Raw genomic sequence first — 15,959 nt, 5'->3', positions numbered from 1 at the left:
TTTAACTCCATAAGCTATGAATTTGGAAACAAAGATAACAATTTATAAATTTACCCCTCAGCTTTTTACATTGACCCCTTGGAATCAGTTGTAAGTTTTAGATGGAGAAGTATGAGAAAGTGATGGCAGCATCCTTTTTCAACACATAAAACAAGGAGCTGCCACCACCCCTAAATCTTTTTATCCATCAGTGTTTCCGATAAAAGGTGGTAGCAGTGGCAGCAGATTTTAAAAACTCTATTGTGGAACTTTCCGGCAAATACAGTCTGTCAGATGATCGTTGATAAAACCTGAAGCTTGCAAATGGGCGTAGCAAATTGTAGTTCCGAAGAACTTGAAACCTCGTTTTTTCATATCTTTACTCATGGCATCGGATTCGGGGGAGGATACCGGAATCTCGCTCAATGACCGGAATGTGTTGATAATCGGCTTTTTGTCGGGAAAGAATGACAGGGTATAATTATAAAAACTGCCGAATTCCTTTTGTACGGCAAGGAATAGTTTCGCATTCGTGATTGTCGATTTGATTTTCAGACGGTTTTTTACAATTCCTTCAAATTGCATTAGCCGCTCAACGTCTTCATCGGTCATTTGTGCTACCAGCTCGGCATCAAAATTATAGAAAGCTTTACGATACCCCTCTCTTTTTCTAAGAATCGTTATCCAGCTTAGTCCTGCTTGGGCACTTTCCAATACAAGAAACTCAAACAGCGTCTTGTCATCGGTAACTAACTTTCCCCACTCTTGGTCATGGTATTTCACATACAATTCGTCTGTTCCGCACCAACCGCAACGTCCGTTTGTTATATCTTGCATAATTCTAATATTTGTGATATAGAACAAATGTAGTGGATTCATGGCATTATGCCAAATTTAAAAGGACTATTTTGTGGCATAAATACCTATAAAAAGTTATTGCATAGTATATATATTCCGTAAAATGGGGGAAAAGATTACCTATATCAGGTGATTGTTTCCTCTTTTCTTTTTACGGACCTTTGCATTCTCAAAAATTAAGAATTTAGAATTATAGGTATTCATGGTAAAAAGACAGTTACAAAGGATCAGTTTAGGCTCTCTTTTTTTTATAATCGGAGCGATATCTATTTTTGCACAACCTAAGACAATGGTATCCGGTAAAGTGATATCCAAAGAAAAACAGGAAGTCGTAGATTTTGCAACCGTATATTTGAAGGGTACAACTTATGGCTGTACAACGAATGAAGAAGGTATCTATCATCTTCATGCACCGGCAGGGAAATACACGCTGGTTGTTTCGGCTATAGGATATAAGACTATAGAAAAGCCTGTAACTTTAGTTCATGGTGAAAGAATTAAGATGAATGTAATGATTGACCCGTCAGTGACTGAGTTGGGTGAAGTGGTAGTGGTGTCTAACGGGGTTTCCCGTGTGAAACGTTCCGCATTCAATGCGATAGCTGTAGATACAAAAGAATTCCAGAATTCTACCAAGAATCTGAGTGATGCTTTGGCTAAAGCTCCGGGGATGAAACTCCGTGAGTCGGGGGGTGTAGGTTCGGATATGCAATTGATGTTGGATGGTTTCAGTGGCAAACATGTGAAGATATTTATTGACGGTGTACCTCAGGAGGGAGTAGGGAGCTCTTTTGGTTTGAATAATATTCCTGTGAATTTTGCAGATAGGATTGAAGTGTATAAAGGGGTGGTTCCTGTAGGATTTGGCACGGATGCTATAGGTGGTGTTATCAATATTGTAACCAATAAGAAGAAACGTAATTGGTTTTTGGATGGCTCCTATTCATACGGGTCGTTCAATACGCATAAATCGTATGTGAATTTCGGACAAACTTTCAAAAACGGCTTTACTTATGAAATAAATGCTTTTCAAAACTATTCGGATAATGATTATCAGGTGGACGCACCGGTAGAGGACTTTGAAACCGGAAGAATTGATAAAGATAAAAGGGTACGTGTGAAGCGCTTTAATGATACCTATCATAATGAGGCGGTTATAGGTAAGATGGGTATTGTGGATAAGAAATGGGCAGACAGATTGATGTTGGGCTTTACTTATTCACACATGTATAAGGAGATACAGACCGGAGTACGTCAGGAAATAGTCTATGGGGAAAAACATCGTAAAGGACATTCGTTGATGCCGTCATTGGAATATAGTAAGCGTGGCTTATTCATCAAAGGTCTGGATGTGGCATTGACTGCCAATTATAATAAAAATGCAACGACAAATATAGATACAGCTTCCTATAAGTACAATTGGTTGGGTGATAGAAAATTAATGAACTCACCCGGTGAACAATCCAATCAATATTCACGGGCGGATAATAACAATTGGAATGGAACATTAACCGTTAATTACCGTCTGGCGAAAATACACATGCTGACCTTTAATCATGTGTTGAATACTTTCCGCCGTTCTAACACTTCTTTATTGGCTAAGATGGAATCGGAGGATGCCATAGCTAAAGAAACCCATAAGAATATCTCCGGATTGTCCTATCGGTTGATGCCGTCTGATAATTGGAATCTCTCAGTATTTGGAAAATATTATAGTTTGTATGTGGCAGGTCCTATGGCTACGACTACGAATCAAGATGATTATGTCCGTACTACCCGAAACATGAATTCCATAGGATATGGAGCTGCGGGAACTTATTTCATTCTACCCGGTTTGCAGGCGAAATTGTCATATGAAAAAGCATATCGTCTGCCTACTATTGAAGAAATGTTTGGAGATGAGGATTTGGAAATGGGAGATATCAGTATAAAACCGGAGAGTAGTGACAATTTGAATTTTAATTTGAGCTATAACAGAACATTTGGCAGGCATTCTGTATATATGGAAAGTGGAGTGATTTATCGGAATACAAAAGATTATATTCAGCGTAATATTGCGGATTTGAGTGGTGGTAAATATGCTGCGAAATATATTAATTACGGTAAAGTATTGACGAAAGGATATACTGTTTCTGCTCGTTACGGTTTTGGTAATTGGGTGAGTATAGGAGGTAATTTTACCAAAATGGATGTACGGGACAATATGAAAACATCTATTTCCAGCAGTGCGGAAAATCTGGCTTATAAAGAACGGATGCCGAATCTGCCCTATATGTTTGCTGATTCGGATGTTACTTTTTATTGGCGGGATTTAGGAAGGAAAGGCAATATGTTGACCGTGTCTTATGATAATCAATATCTGCATAGCTTTACTTATTATTCTTCCCGAATAGGCTCAAATAAAGGGGACTATGTGGTACCTGATCAATTCTCACACAATATATCCTTTTCTTATAGTTTGCAAAAAGGACGATATAACGTATCATTGGAATGTCGTAACTTCACAGATGAGAAGTTATATGATAATTTTAGTCTTCAGAAGGCCGGTAGGGCTTTTTATGGTAAACTGCGTGTTTGTTTCGGTAATTAAAGAATTGGAAAAAGGAGTTTATAATTAATTGGATTTAAAATTAAATAGAAGAATAAAATGAAGAAAGATTTCTTTTTGAACGGATTTGCTGCTATTGCCATAGTAGGAATGGCGTTGAGTGCATGTACGGATAATGAGCCGGATTACGGTTCGGGTACCGAGGCTAAAGGTGAGTATGTTATTGCATCGTCGGTCACAGCGTCTGGAAATACAACGAATGTGCTGCTTACTTCTGAAACGTTGGATAAAGGTACTGTTTCTACAGTGAATAATGGTCTTGTGAATGATGGTGCAACTCAATGGGTGTTTTACAAGAATCAATATCTTTATGCGCTGACTTATAATCAAGGGAATGCAGGTACGACCCGTTCTTATAACATGGATTCAAATAATGAAGTAAAGGCTCGTTCGGGGGAGTTTGCCGTAAAGAGATTTACTACTTACGGTATTTATGATAAATATATCATGACCTCGTCTACCGGTGACGGACCCACAGCGTATGCTGATGAGAATGGATATTTACCAAAGATGTTTTTGCTTTCTTATTTGGACGTATCTGCTGAAACATTTACAACGAATGATACTCAAAATAAGGCTTATATGTCCGAAAACTTCTTGGGAAATGGAGAATATGTAACATTGGCCGGCATATTGGAACGAAATAATAAACTGTATAGCGCTGCTATTCCAATGGGGTTAAGTCAATATGGTTCGGCTACTGACGGGGGAAAGTGGATACTTCCCGGCAATGAGGATTTGGTAAAGACAGAAGATGGTGGTTCCAACAGCAGCAGTTATAAAAAAGGTGAATTGCAATGGACGCAATATCCCAATAAATGCTGGGTGGCTATTTTTGATGATGAAACGCTGACAAATAAAAAAATCATAGAAACAGATAAGATCAGTTATGCTTGCGGGCGTTTTAAATCACAGTATTATCAAACGATTTGGGCGGCAGATAATGGTGATATTTATGTATTTTCTCCTAGTTATGCCAAAACAATGGCTGATAAACGGCAACAGACTACCTTGGATGCCGGAGTAGTACGTATAAAGGCTGGAACAGAAGAGTTTGATCCTGATTATTATTATAGTATCGAAGCGCAGACCGGAGGTAAATCTTTCATTCGTTGTTGGCATATTACGGGAGATTATTTCTTGTTGTTGATGTATGATCGTTCCTTGACTGAAACTGGTTTCACAGCTAATCAGTTAGCGATATATAAAGGAGAAACCGGAAAACTGACTTATGTAACTGGTTTGCCTTCTGCCGATTTGATCTCCGGCTTTGGCAATACTCCGTATGTGGAGAATGGATATGCCTATATGGCTGTAACTACAACAGAAGGATATCCGTCTATTTATAAAATAGATCCGGTTGGTGCGGTAGCGACAAAGGGTATTTCTATAGAAGCGACACAAATCAGTGGCGTCGGTAAACTGCAACCTCAGAACTGAGTATTGTAATAATATAATGGGAGTCTGCGGGCAGTATGTGCTTATGCAGACTCTTTTTATGAATCGTATCGAAGATTTTATGAAGAAAATATTTCGCCAAATACATCTTTGGCTTTCTGTTCCTTTCGGGTTAATCATTTCCTTGATTTGCTTCTCGGGAGCCATGTTGGTTTTTGAAAATGAAGTGATGGAACTGGTCAGGCATGAACTTTATTATGTAAAAAAGGTAGAAACAGTTTCACTTCCTGTTGATCGATTATTGGAAGAGGTAGAACTCACGTTGCCCGACAGTGTGTCTGTCACAGGAATCAATGTTTTCTCTGACCCGGAACGTGCTTGGCAGGTGAATTTGTCCAAGCCTCGTCGTGCTTCCGTGTATGTGGATCAATATACTGGTGAGATTAAAGGTAAATATGAACGTCCTGCATTTTTTGTGACTATGTTCAGGCTGCATCGCTGGCTGTTGGACAGTATGAAAGCGGATGGCGGAGCCTTCTGGGGAAAAATGATTGTAGGTGTCAGCACCCTGTTGTTTGTCGTGGTTTTGATATCGGGTATCGTTATCTGGTGGCCTCGTACACGAAAAGCCTTGAAAAATAGTTTAAGAATATCTGTCGGCAGGGGCTTTAGAAGATTTTGGTATGACCTGCATGTTGCAGGTGGTATGTATGCGCTGTTTTTTTTGTTGGCTATGGCCCTTACCGGGCTAACATGGTCTTTTGGATGGTATCGGACAGGTTTCTATAAAGTGTTTGGCGTGGAAGTACAGCAGGGAGGTGCTCATGGTGGGGTGACCCGGCGTGGGGGGAAAGGCGGCGACCAATCCGGAAAGAATGTTTCTCATTCTTCGTCCTATGTTTGTTGGCAACAAGTTTATGAACAATTAGCCCTGAATAATCCCGGCTACAAACAGATAACCTTATCAGATGGGGCAGCAAATGTTTCTTTCAATACCTTCGGTAATCAACGTGCTTCCGACCGTTATAAATTCAATCCTCATACAGGTAAGATTAATGAGGTAGTTTTATATAAAGATGCTGAGAAGGTTGGAAAGATTCGCGGATGGATCTATTCTGTACATGTTGGTAGTTGGGGCGGTATGCTTACCCGTTTACTGACGTTTATAGCAGCTTTGATAGGAGCCACCTTGCCATTGACAGGATACTATTTATGGATAAAACGTATTTGGAGAAAGAAAGTAAGAGTAAGTTGAATATCTTTGTTATAAGATTAGGGGGCGAAAAGAATTTTATCATATGACCTGTTGTCGTGAATGACAGGTCATATGATATTGTTACAGGATTTTTTAGAACCACTTTATCTTTCTGAAAATAACAAAAGCCAACGCAGATAATGTGATGGACGCCAAAATAATAAAACTAAAAGCATGTGGTAATGCATCTACATGTACATCTACATTCATTCCATAGAAACTAGCTATTAATGTGGGTACCATCAGAATGATGGAAATACTGGTCATGCGTTTCATGATGGTGTTCACATTGTTGGATATGATGGAAGCAAATGCGTCCATGGTTCCGGTTAAGATATCACTGTAGATATTAACCGTGTTATATGCTTGTTTTAATTCAATGACTACATCTTCTACCAAATCGCGGTTTTGATAATCTTTTTCCTGGAAGATACTTTGCAATTTACCTACCATCACCTCATTTCCACGAATGGACGTATTGAAATAAACCAATGTTTTTTGTAGTTTCATCAATCTGAGCAGGTCCTCATTACGTATGCTCCTTTCCAATTCTTTTTCTGCGGCAGCTACATCATTGTTTATTTGTTTCAGATATTTCAAGAACCATACGGCAGATGAGTAAATTAACCGTAAAATCAATTCAAATTTATTAGGCACAATGATTCCTTTACGTCGGGTGTGGTCAATAAAATCAGGAATCATTTCAGTGGAGTGATAACACACGGTAACAATGATTTCATTATTTGTAATGATACCGATGGGGATAGTGATATAAGGGATGCTTCCCTGTTGTTGCAGGGGGATTCGGATAATGGTCAGTAGCCAGTTGTCTTCCGTATCCGTTCTCGGACGTTCATCCATATCGGCGATGTCCTCTAAAAAAGCTTCGGGAACTTTTAATTCTTTAGTCAGAAACTCAAAATCACTTTGGTCGGGGCATTCTACATTCACCCAGCAGTTTGGCATCCATTGTGGCTTTTCTACAAAGCCATTCTCACAATAAAGATATTTTCTCATCTTATTGCCTCCTTTCGTTCGTTTATATCCGTTCAGAGGCATTCAGAGTAGTGATTGCCCTGTCGGATCAGTTAATACTATTGCACGTTCGTGGTATTGAATCGTCCATTTTTATTGATTGTTTTTTGTTTTAAGCGGTACAAAAGTACATAAAACCTTTAAAGGACAGACAGAAGTCAGGAGGCTTTTATATTTTTTTTAAGAATATCACCGGAAAGCAATCAGTGCCGGAGCAATGATGGTTTTGTCGCCATAGCGCAGTTCTAACGTACTGTGTTTACCGATTAAGTTCCCTGGCGGAAACTATTGTTGTTAAAACATTTAGCATCCTTTTAATTACATGTAAAATTCACTTAAAAAATCGTTTGTCCAATACCTATTTATGATGAATCTTGTTCTATATAATCCTAATAATTAGGTATTGTGGAAGGTGCTGAAGTCGGCTACCTTTGCAAATGTAATAATTACAATTTAAAAATCAGTTTTAATTTAAAAATAAAAAGAGTATGGAACCAATTATTAATTCACAAGTTCCTGAATTTAAAGTTCAGGCATTCCATAATGGAGAGTTTAAAACCGTAACTAATAAAGATATTGAAGGTAAATGGGCTATTTTCTTCTTCTATCCTGCTGACTTTACGTTTGTATGCCCTACCGAACTTGTAGATATTGCTGAAAAGTATAATCAGTTCAAAGAAATGGGAGTGGAAGTATATTCTGTAAGCACCGATTCACATTTCGTTCATAAAGCATGGCATGATGCGTCTGAAAGTATCCGCAAAATCACTTATCCGATGTTGGCAGATCCTACAGGTGCTTTGTCGCGTGCATTTGGTGTGATGATTGAAGAAGACGGTATGGCTTATCGTGGTACTTTTGTAGTGAATCCCGAAGGCAAGATCAAATTAGCTGAAATTCAGGACAACAGCATCGGGCGTAATGCTGATGAACTTCTTCGTAAGGTAGAAGCTGCCCAGTTTGTAGCCACTCATGATGGTGAGGTTTGTCCTGCTAAATGGAAGAAAGGTGCTGAGACCTTGAAACCGAGTATTGATTTGGTAGGTAAAATTTAAAATATAGAACTCATGTTAGATAGTGCGATAAAAGATCAGTTAAAAGGTCTTTTTGCCCAATTGGAAGCGCACTATACTTTTGACATCTTTGTCCACCCTCAGCACGAAAGTCGTGCCGAGTTGGTGGACTTGTTGGAAGAAGTGGCTTCCTGTTCGGATAAACTTTCCTGTCGGTTGCAGGATAGTGAAGGGCTGAAGTTTATCCTTTTAAAAGAAGGAAAGGATACGGGAATCACATTTCGTGCCGTACCTGGTGGTCATGAATTTACTTCTTTGTTGATGGCTGTTCTGAATGCTGACGGCAAAGGAAAGAATTTTCCGGACGAGTTTATTACCAGACGTATCAAGGCGTTACAGGGGCCGATTAGTTTGACCACCTATTTGTCTCTCACCTGTACCAATTGTCCCGATGTGGTTCAAGCTTTGAATATGATGGTACTTCTGAATGGTCAGATACGCCATGAGGCAGTAGATGGATCTATAAATGAAGAAGAAGTAGAACGGATGAAAGTACAGGCCGTTCCTACTGTATTTGCCGATGGTGAACAGATTCATGTGGGGCGTAGCAGTATGGGGGATCTGTTGGAGAAGTTGGAAGCCCGTTACGGTTCGGTGGAATTGGAAGCTGTTGAGACAAAAGAATATGATGTACTGGTAGCCGGTGCTGGTCCTGCCGGTGCGACAGCTGCTATCTACTCAGCTCGTAAAGGGTTGAAAGTAGCAATAATAGCAGAGCGTATTGGTGGACAAGTCAATGAAACGATGGGGATTGAGAACTTGATATCTGTGCCTCAGACTACCGGTAAACAGTTGGCCCAGGATCTGAAAAAACATTTGGCGGAATATCATATTGATATTTTAGAAAATCGCCGGATAGAGAAAGTGGAAGTGGCAGAGGGCATGAAAGTGTTGTCTGTGAAAGGTGGAGAAACGTATAAGGCTCCCGTATTGATCATTGCTACCGGGGCGAATTGGAGAAAATTGAATGTTCCCGGTGAAGAAAAATACATCGGTCATGGAGTTGCTTTCTGTCCTCATTGTGACGGACCATTTTATAAAGATAAGGAAGTAGCAGTCATAGGTGGTGGAAACTCCGGGGTTGAGGCTGCTATTGATTTGGCGGGAGTCTGTTCCAAAGTGACTGTATTCGAATTCATGGATACTTTGAAAGCGGATACTGTTTTGCAGGAGAAAGCTAAAAGCCTGCCCAATGTGGATATTATTACTAATACTCAAACGGTAGAGGTGTTAGGAAACGGTGATAAAGTGGTGGGGCTTATAAAGAAAGACCGTTCATCCGAAAAAGAAGAGATCTTTGCCTTGGATGGTATTTTTGTCCAAATAGGTTTGACTGCCAATAGCACTTTGTTTAAAGAATTGCTGGAAACGAACCGCATGGGTGAAATTCTGACTGATAAAAATGGCCGGACCTCTGTAAAAGGTATCTATGCTGCCGGAGATGTAACGGATGTTTCCTATAAACAGATAGTTATAGCAATGGGGGAAGGCGCCAAGGCTGCTTTAGCTGCATTCGAAGACCGGATGCGCGGAACGATTTATTAGTGATAAGTGGTTGGTGGTGAATAGTGGGTGCATATCGCAGTATTTACCACTAATCTTATCACTAAAAAATGCACTCTTTGTATGTATATTGGTGAGAATATGCTTTCTTTGTAGGTGAATCACCGTTTACAGCATTGATATGGCAGAATCGAGACGTACTTCATTGAAAGATTTGGCACAGATATTAGGTGTATCCATACCTACAGTATCCCGTGCCTTGAAAAATAGTCCCGAAATCAGTCGGGAACTTTGTATTAAAGCTCAAAAATTGGCAAAAGAGATGAATTATCACCCCAATCCTTTTGCTATGAGTCTCCGGAAAAATACTCCCCGTACCATTGGAGTAATTGTACCTGATATTGTTACTCATTTCTTTGCGTCTATTTTAAGTGGTATAGAAGATACCGCTATAGCAAACGGCTATTTTGTTATCATCACGACTTCCCATGAGTCATACGACCATGAGAAAAGAAATATTGAGAATTTGGTCAATATGCATGTGGAAGGTATTATAGGTTGTTTATCTCAAGAAACAACAGATTATGCCCATTGGTTGAGTTTGGATGATATGAATATGCCGCTTGTTCTATTTGATCGTGTTTGCATGCCTGACCGTTTTTCTACGGTAGTGGCTGATGGAGTATATTCTGCTCAGATGGCGACACAGCACTTGTTGGATCATGGAAGCAAACGGATTGCTTTTATCGGTGGTGCAAACCATCTGGATATAGTAAGAAAGAGAAAACATGGTTACCTTGAAGCGTTAAGGGAAAATAAGATACCGATTGAGAAAGATTTGGTTGTGTGTCGGAAAATTGATTTTGAAGAAGGGAAAATAGCTACAGAAATTTTATTATCGCTTCCGGAGCCTCCCGATGCAATTCTTGCCATGAATGATACATTGGCATTTGCCGCTATGGAAGTGATTAGAAATCATAATCTTCGTATTCCTCAGGATATAGCGCTTATTGGGTATACAGATGAGCAACATGCCAATTATGTAGTGCCTCGCCTTTCAGCCGTCTCGCATCAGACTTATAAGATGGGGGAAGCCGCATGTCAGATGTTGATTGATAAGATTAAAGGAGATAAAAAAATCAGGCAAATCATTATTCCTACTTGTTTGCAGGTGAGGGAAAGCAGTATAAAAAGGAAGGATTGAGAACCGAAATGTATTTTTATTAAAGAATAAGGCTGAACTCTTCACAAAGAGCCAACCTTATTTCTTTATATATTGGAGTATTATTGAGTGACCAACGTAATAATGGAACGTGCCGGAATCACAACTTTTTCATGGTTTTTGATGCTTCCCACCGGTAGAAGATTCTCTCCATCTTTATCCGAAGTACGATAGATTTTCCAGTTTTTTATAATTCCGTTACGCTGATAGAAAGTAAACTCTTTATCTTCCGCTGCATAATTAATCATAACGAAAACCTCCTTTCCGTCTGTATTTTGGTATGCTGAACACATTAGTCCGGTTACATCTGTATCGCCTTCAGGAATGATTTTCCCTTGGTTGTCTTTGGCTATAATTGCTTTCCGAACAGCTCCCGGGCGTATAAATCTACTGTAGTTTCCCAAAGCCCACATTAATTTGGAGTCTTTCACCTCACCATTCAGAAAAGTCGGATCACTATACTCACGGATTAATCCGTCCTTATAATCTCCACCGATAGATCGCCACCATTGCCAACTGCGAGCACCTGCATATACAATGTCATGATGAATGATCCGTGCTACATATAATGCTGTCTTCATGGTGAAGTCATATCCTCCGCCTCCGCCGATTTCTTCGTCATTGCCCATGATACAGGTTTCTGTCTGCCAGAAATCCACCTTATACTTGTCTAAAGTATCTTTTAATTGACAACGGATATCGTGTAAATCATTCAGAGGAGTATTAGTCCAATAACTATGCCCTACCATCAGCCGGGGAACATTGGGAGTATCACCCAGATAGGTGGCTGTACTGTCCGGATTAAAGAAAGACTGGATTTGATACCCCCGTTCCCAATTAGTCATGTGAGTATCGAACATACAACGATAGTCAGAGGACTCATTGACTAGAATCTGTGTGTCAATTTGGTTATTTACGAACTCTTTACTGATGAGGCGTATGGCACGGGCTATTTCGCGGTTGGTAGCCGGTGTACCTTCTTGTTTGGGGCCAATCCAGTTCCAATGCCCATCGGGTTCATTGAATGGACAGAGGTAATTGAACTTGATTCCATCGTGTTTCTCCACCCCTTTTATGACATTGGCAAGAAAACGGGCAAAATTCTTATAATGCTCTTCCTTTAAGTTTAAGGTTCCTCCACGGCCTGTGTTGGTGGCAAGACCGTTTTGTGTGAAATATACGGGAGGTGAATTAAGAAATGCCAAAAATTTGTTTACACCCCGTTCTTTTGCCAGACGCAGGAAGTTGCGCTGCCCTTGTTGTTTATTCCAATTATAGTTACCATCTGCCTGAAGGAAACATTCGGCACGCATCCAGGGAGAGGCTATCTGGCTGGCTTCTCCTTGTTCCGCACTTCCGGCTCCTACATTGAAACGCCATAAAGACAAGCCGATTCCTTTAGGTTGTCCGTTTTCATGGTTTTCCGTACTGAACAGCCAGTCGGCTACTTGGTTTTGTTTTTCTTGCGGCCATAAGCCGATAAATTGCATGCTCCAACAGTCTGATGCTCCGAAATAGTCCATGGTTTGACAGGGTTGGTCTGTTTCTATTTCAAAGTGAATGGCAGGATGTTGAGCAAACAGGTTTGCTGTTGCAAATAAAGAGAATAATAATGCTTTGTATTTCATAAAGTTGAGGGATTATTTCAGATTATAAATGACAGTTGTAACACTTTCCGAAGGCACAATTACTTGTTGGTCTGCCGTGACGTGTACCTCTTGCAAATTTTTGTTATTTGTTGTTGTATAAGTAGTGATGGAGCTTATTTCACTTACCCATTCTTTATGAATTTCGTTTAGCCGGACTCCTTTTTCTGATAGATTGGTATAAACAGCAACAATTTTATCTTTTTTCGGTGAAATCCATGCTGACCCGAAGAAACTGGATGATTCATTCATGTTAAGCATGATACGGCGATAACCCGGTCGGATGAATAGGCTGTAGTTACCTAATACCCAAAGTGTGGGAGTAGCTTTATAAGTGCCTTCTTTCTCTATATCCCCATAAACTCCATCGGAGGGTTCCAGTGAAATCAGTAAGAAGCGGTTTTTGTGTCCCCAGCGGGGGATATCCATTGAGGTCCAGTAACTCCAGGAGGAAACTCCTGCTATAGTTAGGTCATTGTGTATTACTTTTGACATATAAAGTGCAATGTCCATTTCGGTTGCTTGGTCATAGCCTATAAACTCGGAAGAGCTGTATCCGTCGCCTAACATACTCCACTCACTTTGCCATATTTCTACATCATATTGTTGGGCTGCTTGGGCCAGTTGTTTCCGGACATTACGCATACCATCCCATGTGCCATCTGTCCAGTAGCTGTGGCCGCAGATAAGTTTCTTTACATGAGTCAGGTTGCCTATATAGGTGGAAGTTCCAGGTGTGAAAAATGCTGAAAGTACGTTACTGTGGGCGGCATCATTCTTAAATTTGTAGAGATATTCATAATCTCCAGATTCCCCTGGAAGAATATCAATAGAAAGACCGGCAGAAGTGATGGCGGTATCCAATTCACGTATAAGTCTGGCTACTTCATCATTAGTCCATCCGCTGCCTTCCTGGCCGCTGTCCCAATTATATTGGGGTTCGTTAACTGGTGAGATATGTGTCACTGGATATCCTTCGTTTACATAGTATTTTGCTACATCTGACATGTATCTGGCAAAGTCCGTATAACATTCATCCTTCAAATTAGAAACTCCTCCGCTATTGGAGAATCCTTTTCCGTTGGAGGTATATTGTACAGGAGGGGTATTGCTGAAAAGTACTATACTCTGACAACCAAACTCTTTGGCGCGCTGCAAGAAGTAGCGCTGCCCTTTACAGCGTGTCCAGTCTAATGTTAAGTCATCAGTCAGATAAGATTCTGCTCTGCGTGATTTGTCTTCTATTCCACTTGCTTCACCTTGTTCTGCACTGCCACCACCTAGATTCACACGCCACATGGAGAGTCCTATACCTTTAGGTTGTCCTGATTGTATTTCAGAAGAGAATAGCAGTTCACTGATTTTGTCACGATTCGTTATCCAGCTTTTTCCTACGAAGGCAGGTGCCCAACAATCTGATGCGCCAAATCCTGTCAGAGTCTGAAAAGATTGTCCGGCATCTATGGTTACTGTTTTTTCTACGTTTATGCTGCTGTCCGGTTGCCCCGATGTATCCGGTGTTTGGGGAGAATCGTCACTGCAGGCTACAGTAGAAAAGAACAGTGGAAGAGTAAAAATATATTTTAGTTTCATTGTTTTAGATGGATTAAAAAATAGTCGCGGATAATCCTAGCAAACTATCCGCGACAGAATATAAAGACCTATTGAATGTTTAATTCCTGTAACAATCTGTTCTTTTTGGAAAATGATTAATTCCAGCCCGGATTTTGGGTGATAGAACCATTAGACATTGTAATCTCATATAAAGGTATCGGGAATACCATATCCCGGTTTTCGTTGAAGCTGATTCCTTTATCACTTGCCTCACCTTGATTTTCCCATTCGTAAATGTCGCGGGTAGCGGGATCTGTATTGTATTTTACAAATGTACCGTTTGCTCCCATCAGGTTACAAATCATTTTCTTGCCATTGTCATCTGTCCAACGGCGGATATCATAGATTCTGTTTTGTTCCCATGCCAGTTCCAAACGACGTTCTAGCCGGATAGCTTTGCGAAGCTCGTTTCCACTGGATGTGACAGCAGGTAATTTTACACGATTCCGTACCTCATTAAGGTAGGTACGTGCTGTACCATCTTCGCCCAATTCGTTGCAGGCTTCAGCATACATCAACAATACATCTGCATAGCGTAAGATACGATGATCTAATGGAATTTTGTCGATATTGTATACTTCCGGACGTTTTTCAATAGGTACAAAATACTTCCGGACAATACGTGCTGATTTATGTTGTGACGGATCTATAATATAACATTCGGGATCCCAACCGTACTTTTCGATATAATCTTTATAATTGGCGATTTTTGTGTTGTTTTCAACGAACTTGTCGAAGTTATTCTCTCCGGCAATTTCTGTACAACCGGTTTTAATGATAGTCCAACGTAAACGTTCTGTATCTCCTGCATCGATGTAGGCTTGTTCGAGGTTAGCGGTTGGCTGTCCCCAAGACCATCCGTCGCCGGGACCACTACGGGCACCGGTAATAACAGTCAAAGAACCACCCAATGCATAAGTTCCATCATACATATATTGTACTTCAAACAGACTTTCTTCGCTATTGTTATGGTCAACATCCCATACATCACCGAAGTTGTCGAGTAATTTATATTCACCTTCGTCGATGACTGTTTTCAATACATCATGTGCCTCTTGCCATTTGCTTTGGTAGAGGTAAACCTTTCCCAATAGGCCTAATGCAGCTCCACGGGTAGCGCGTCCCATATCTGTAGCAGCATATTGACTACGTTGTGGCAACACATCAGCAGCGGCTTTTAAATCATCTTCAATGAACTTATATACATCTTCGGCCGAAGCGCGGGTAATACCTTGTATTTCTTCGGGCAACAGGAAGCCTGTAATGAGAGGCACACCACCAAAATTCTTCACAAGTTCAAAATAGAAGTATCCACGGAGAAAACGTGCTTCGGCTACAAGCCGGTTCTTCATTTCTTCATCTGAGAAATCAGCTTGTGAAATGCGTTCCACTGCGATATTGCAACGTAGAATGCCTTTGTATCGATACTGCCAAAAGTTGGAGATGGCACCATTGCTTTGTCCGGTACCTTGATAGTGGGCCAAAGAAATATAGTCACTTTGACTTTGGCTGGTATTGCCCATCCAACCGTCATCACTACACATCTCGGAAAGCAACCATACTGTGTTGATATTCCACCATCCGCCAAAAGTAATGGCCTGGTAACAACCAGTAATAAATGCTTCGGCTTCTTCTGCACTTTGGAAATAAGTATCCAAATTTTGTTGCCCGCGCACTTCCTCTGTTAGGAAATCCTCACAAGAAGTGAATGTCAGCGAGGCAATCATTGTTAATATTGTTAATATCTTTTTCATGGTTTATACCTTGA

The 15,959-nt window shown here is 40.4% G+C and carries 11 protein-coding genes; 6 read left to right on the top strand and 5 right to left on the bottom strand.

The annotated features are described in order from the left end of the window. Positions 1–237: 237 nt before the first annotated feature. A complete protein-coding gene (locus tag AB5062_RS18620; RefSeq protein WP_032953263.1) occupies positions 238–816 on the bottom strand; it encodes a DNA-3-methyladenine glycosylase I in 579 nt (192 codons plus the stop codon). 223 nt (positions 817–1,039) lie between these two features. On the opposite strand from AB5062_RS18620, the gene AB5062_RS18615 reads away from it, so the two are divergent. Genes AB5062_RS18615 through AB5062_RS18605 form a run of 3 tightly spaced genes read left to right on the top strand, consistent with a single transcriptional unit; the run spans position 1,040 to position 6,098 of the window. Further along, positions 1,040–3,427 carry a TonB-dependent receptor gene (locus AB5062_RS18615; protein WP_016271721.1) on the top strand — a complete coding sequence of 796 codons (2,388 nt, stop codon included), beginning with the start codon at positions 1,040–1,042 and terminating at the stop codon, positions 3,425–3,427. A 57-nt stretch (positions 3,428–3,484) separates the two neighbouring features. Continuing rightward, on the top strand, positions 3,485–4,885 hold the full coding sequence (locus tag AB5062_RS18610; RefSeq protein WP_008781400.1) for a DUF4374 domain-containing protein: 1,401 nt from the start codon (positions 3,485–3,487) through the stop codon (positions 4,883–4,885). 16 nt (positions 4,886–4,901) lie between these two features. Next, entirely contained in the window at positions 4,902–6,098 is a 1,197-nt protein-coding gene (locus AB5062_RS18605; RefSeq protein WP_032953261.1) for a PepSY domain-containing protein, read from the top strand. Between the two features lie 93 nt (positions 6,099–6,191). On the opposite strand, the gene AB5062_RS18600 is transcribed toward AB5062_RS18605, so the two are convergent. Then, entirely contained in the window at positions 6,192–7,115 is a 924-nt protein-coding gene (locus AB5062_RS18600; RefSeq protein ID WP_005850609.1) for a magnesium transporter CorA family protein, read from the bottom strand. A gap of 506 nt (positions 7,116–7,621) precedes the next feature. Here AB5062_RS18600 and ahpC point away from each other — a divergent pair. The 3 genes from ahpC (at position 7,622) to AB5062_RS18585 (ending at position 10,913) form a co-directional block, all read left to right on the top strand. Further along, the gene (gene ahpC, locus AB5062_RS18595) at positions 7,622–8,188 is read left to right on the top strand and encodes an alkyl hydroperoxide reductase subunit C (RefSeq protein ID WP_005844537.1); all 567 of its coding nucleotides are present in this window, start codon (positions 7,622–7,624) and stop codon (positions 8,186–8,188) included. Between the two features lie 12 nt (positions 8,189–8,200). Further along, positions 8,201–9,751, top strand: a complete 1,551-nt coding sequence (gene ahpF, locus AB5062_RS18590) for an alkyl hydroperoxide reductase subunit F (RefSeq protein ID WP_057279289.1) — start codon at positions 8,201–8,203, stop codon at positions 9,749–9,751. 139 nt (positions 9,752–9,890) lie between these two features. Next, positions 9,891–10,913 (top strand): LacI family DNA-binding transcriptional regulator, encoded by a 1,023-nt coding sequence (locus tag AB5062_RS18585; protein ID WP_005844540.1) that lies wholly within the window; start codon positions 9,891–9,893, stop codon positions 10,911–10,913. A gap of 80 nt (positions 10,914–10,993) precedes the next feature. Here the strand turns inward: AB5062_RS18585 and AB5062_RS18580 are convergent, their stop codons facing one another. The 3 genes from AB5062_RS18580 to AB5062_RS18570 all read right to left on the bottom strand — a co-directional run bounded on the left by AB5062_RS18580 (position 10,994) and on the right by AB5062_RS18570 (position 15,945). After that, a complete protein-coding gene (locus tag AB5062_RS18580; RefSeq protein ID WP_118410032.1) occupies positions 10,994–12,559 on the bottom strand; it encodes a glycoside hydrolase in 1,566 nt (521 codons plus the stop codon). A gap of 12 nt (positions 12,560–12,571) precedes the next feature. Beyond that, positions 12,572–14,170, bottom strand: coding sequence for a glycoside hydrolase (locus AB5062_RS18575; protein WP_005844545.1), 1,599 nt, complete (start codon positions 14,168–14,170; stop codon positions 12,572–12,574). A 116-nt stretch (positions 14,171–14,286) separates the two neighbouring features. After that, the gene (locus AB5062_RS18570) at positions 14,287–15,945 is read right to left on the bottom strand and encodes a RagB/SusD family nutrient uptake outer membrane protein (RefSeq protein ID WP_005844547.1); all 1,659 of its coding nucleotides are present in this window, start codon (positions 15,943–15,945) and stop codon (positions 14,287–14,289) included. Positions 15,946–15,959: the final 14 nt, after the last annotated feature.

The sequence above is a fragment of the Phocaeicola sp. RTP21359st1_B8_RTP21360_211022 genome, assembly GCF_040911965.1.
In the GTDB taxonomy this organism is placed as follows: Bacteria; Bacteroidota; Bacteroidia; order Bacteroidales; family Bacteroidaceae; genus Phocaeicola; species Phocaeicola vulgatus.
This window is presented reverse-complemented; position numbering and strand designations above follow the sequence as displayed.

What these genes read in the sequence shown, in the direction of transcription:
- ahpF (WP_057279289.1), top strand. Translation starts at nt 8,201, where the DNA reads ATGTTAGATAGTGCGATAAAAGATCAGTTAAAAGGTCTTTTTGCCCAA.
- AB5062_RS18580 (WP_118410032.1), bottom strand. Translation starts at nt 12,559, where the DNA reads ATGAAATACAAAGCATTATTATTCTCTTTATTTGCAACAGCAAACCTG.
- AB5062_RS18615 (WP_016271721.1), top strand. Translation starts at nt 1,040, where the DNA reads ATGGTAAAAAGACAGTTACAAAGGATCAGTTTAGGCTCTCTTTTTTTT.
- ahpC (WP_005844537.1), top strand. Translation starts at nt 7,622, where the DNA reads ATGGAACCAATTATTAATTCACAAGTTCCTGAATTTAAAGTTCAGGCA.
- AB5062_RS18605 (WP_032953261.1), top strand. Translation starts at nt 4,902, where the DNA reads ATGGGAGTCTGCGGGCAGTATGTGCTTATGCAGACTCTTTTTATGAAT.
- AB5062_RS18575 (WP_005844545.1), bottom strand. Translation starts at nt 14,170, where the DNA reads ATGAAACTAAAATATATTTTTACTCTTCCACTGTTCTTTTCTACTGTA.
- AB5062_RS18620 (WP_032953263.1), bottom strand. Translation starts at nt 816, where the DNA reads ATGCAAGATATAACAAACGGACGTTGCGGTTGGTGCGGAACAGACGAA.
- AB5062_RS18610 (WP_008781400.1), top strand. Translation starts at nt 3,485, where the DNA reads ATGAAGAAAGATTTCTTTTTGAACGGATTTGCTGCTATTGCCATAGTA.
- AB5062_RS18570 (WP_005844547.1), bottom strand. Translation starts at nt 15,945, where the DNA reads ATGAAAAAGATATTAACAATATTAACAATGATTGCCTCGCTGACATTC.
- AB5062_RS18600 (WP_005850609.1), bottom strand. Translation starts at nt 7,115, where the DNA reads ATGAGAAAATATCTTTATTGTGAGAATGGCTTTGTAGAAAAGCCACAA.
- AB5062_RS18585 (WP_005844540.1), top strand. Translation starts at nt 9,891, where the DNA reads ATGGCAGAATCGAGACGTACTTCATTGAAAGATTTGGCACAGATATTA.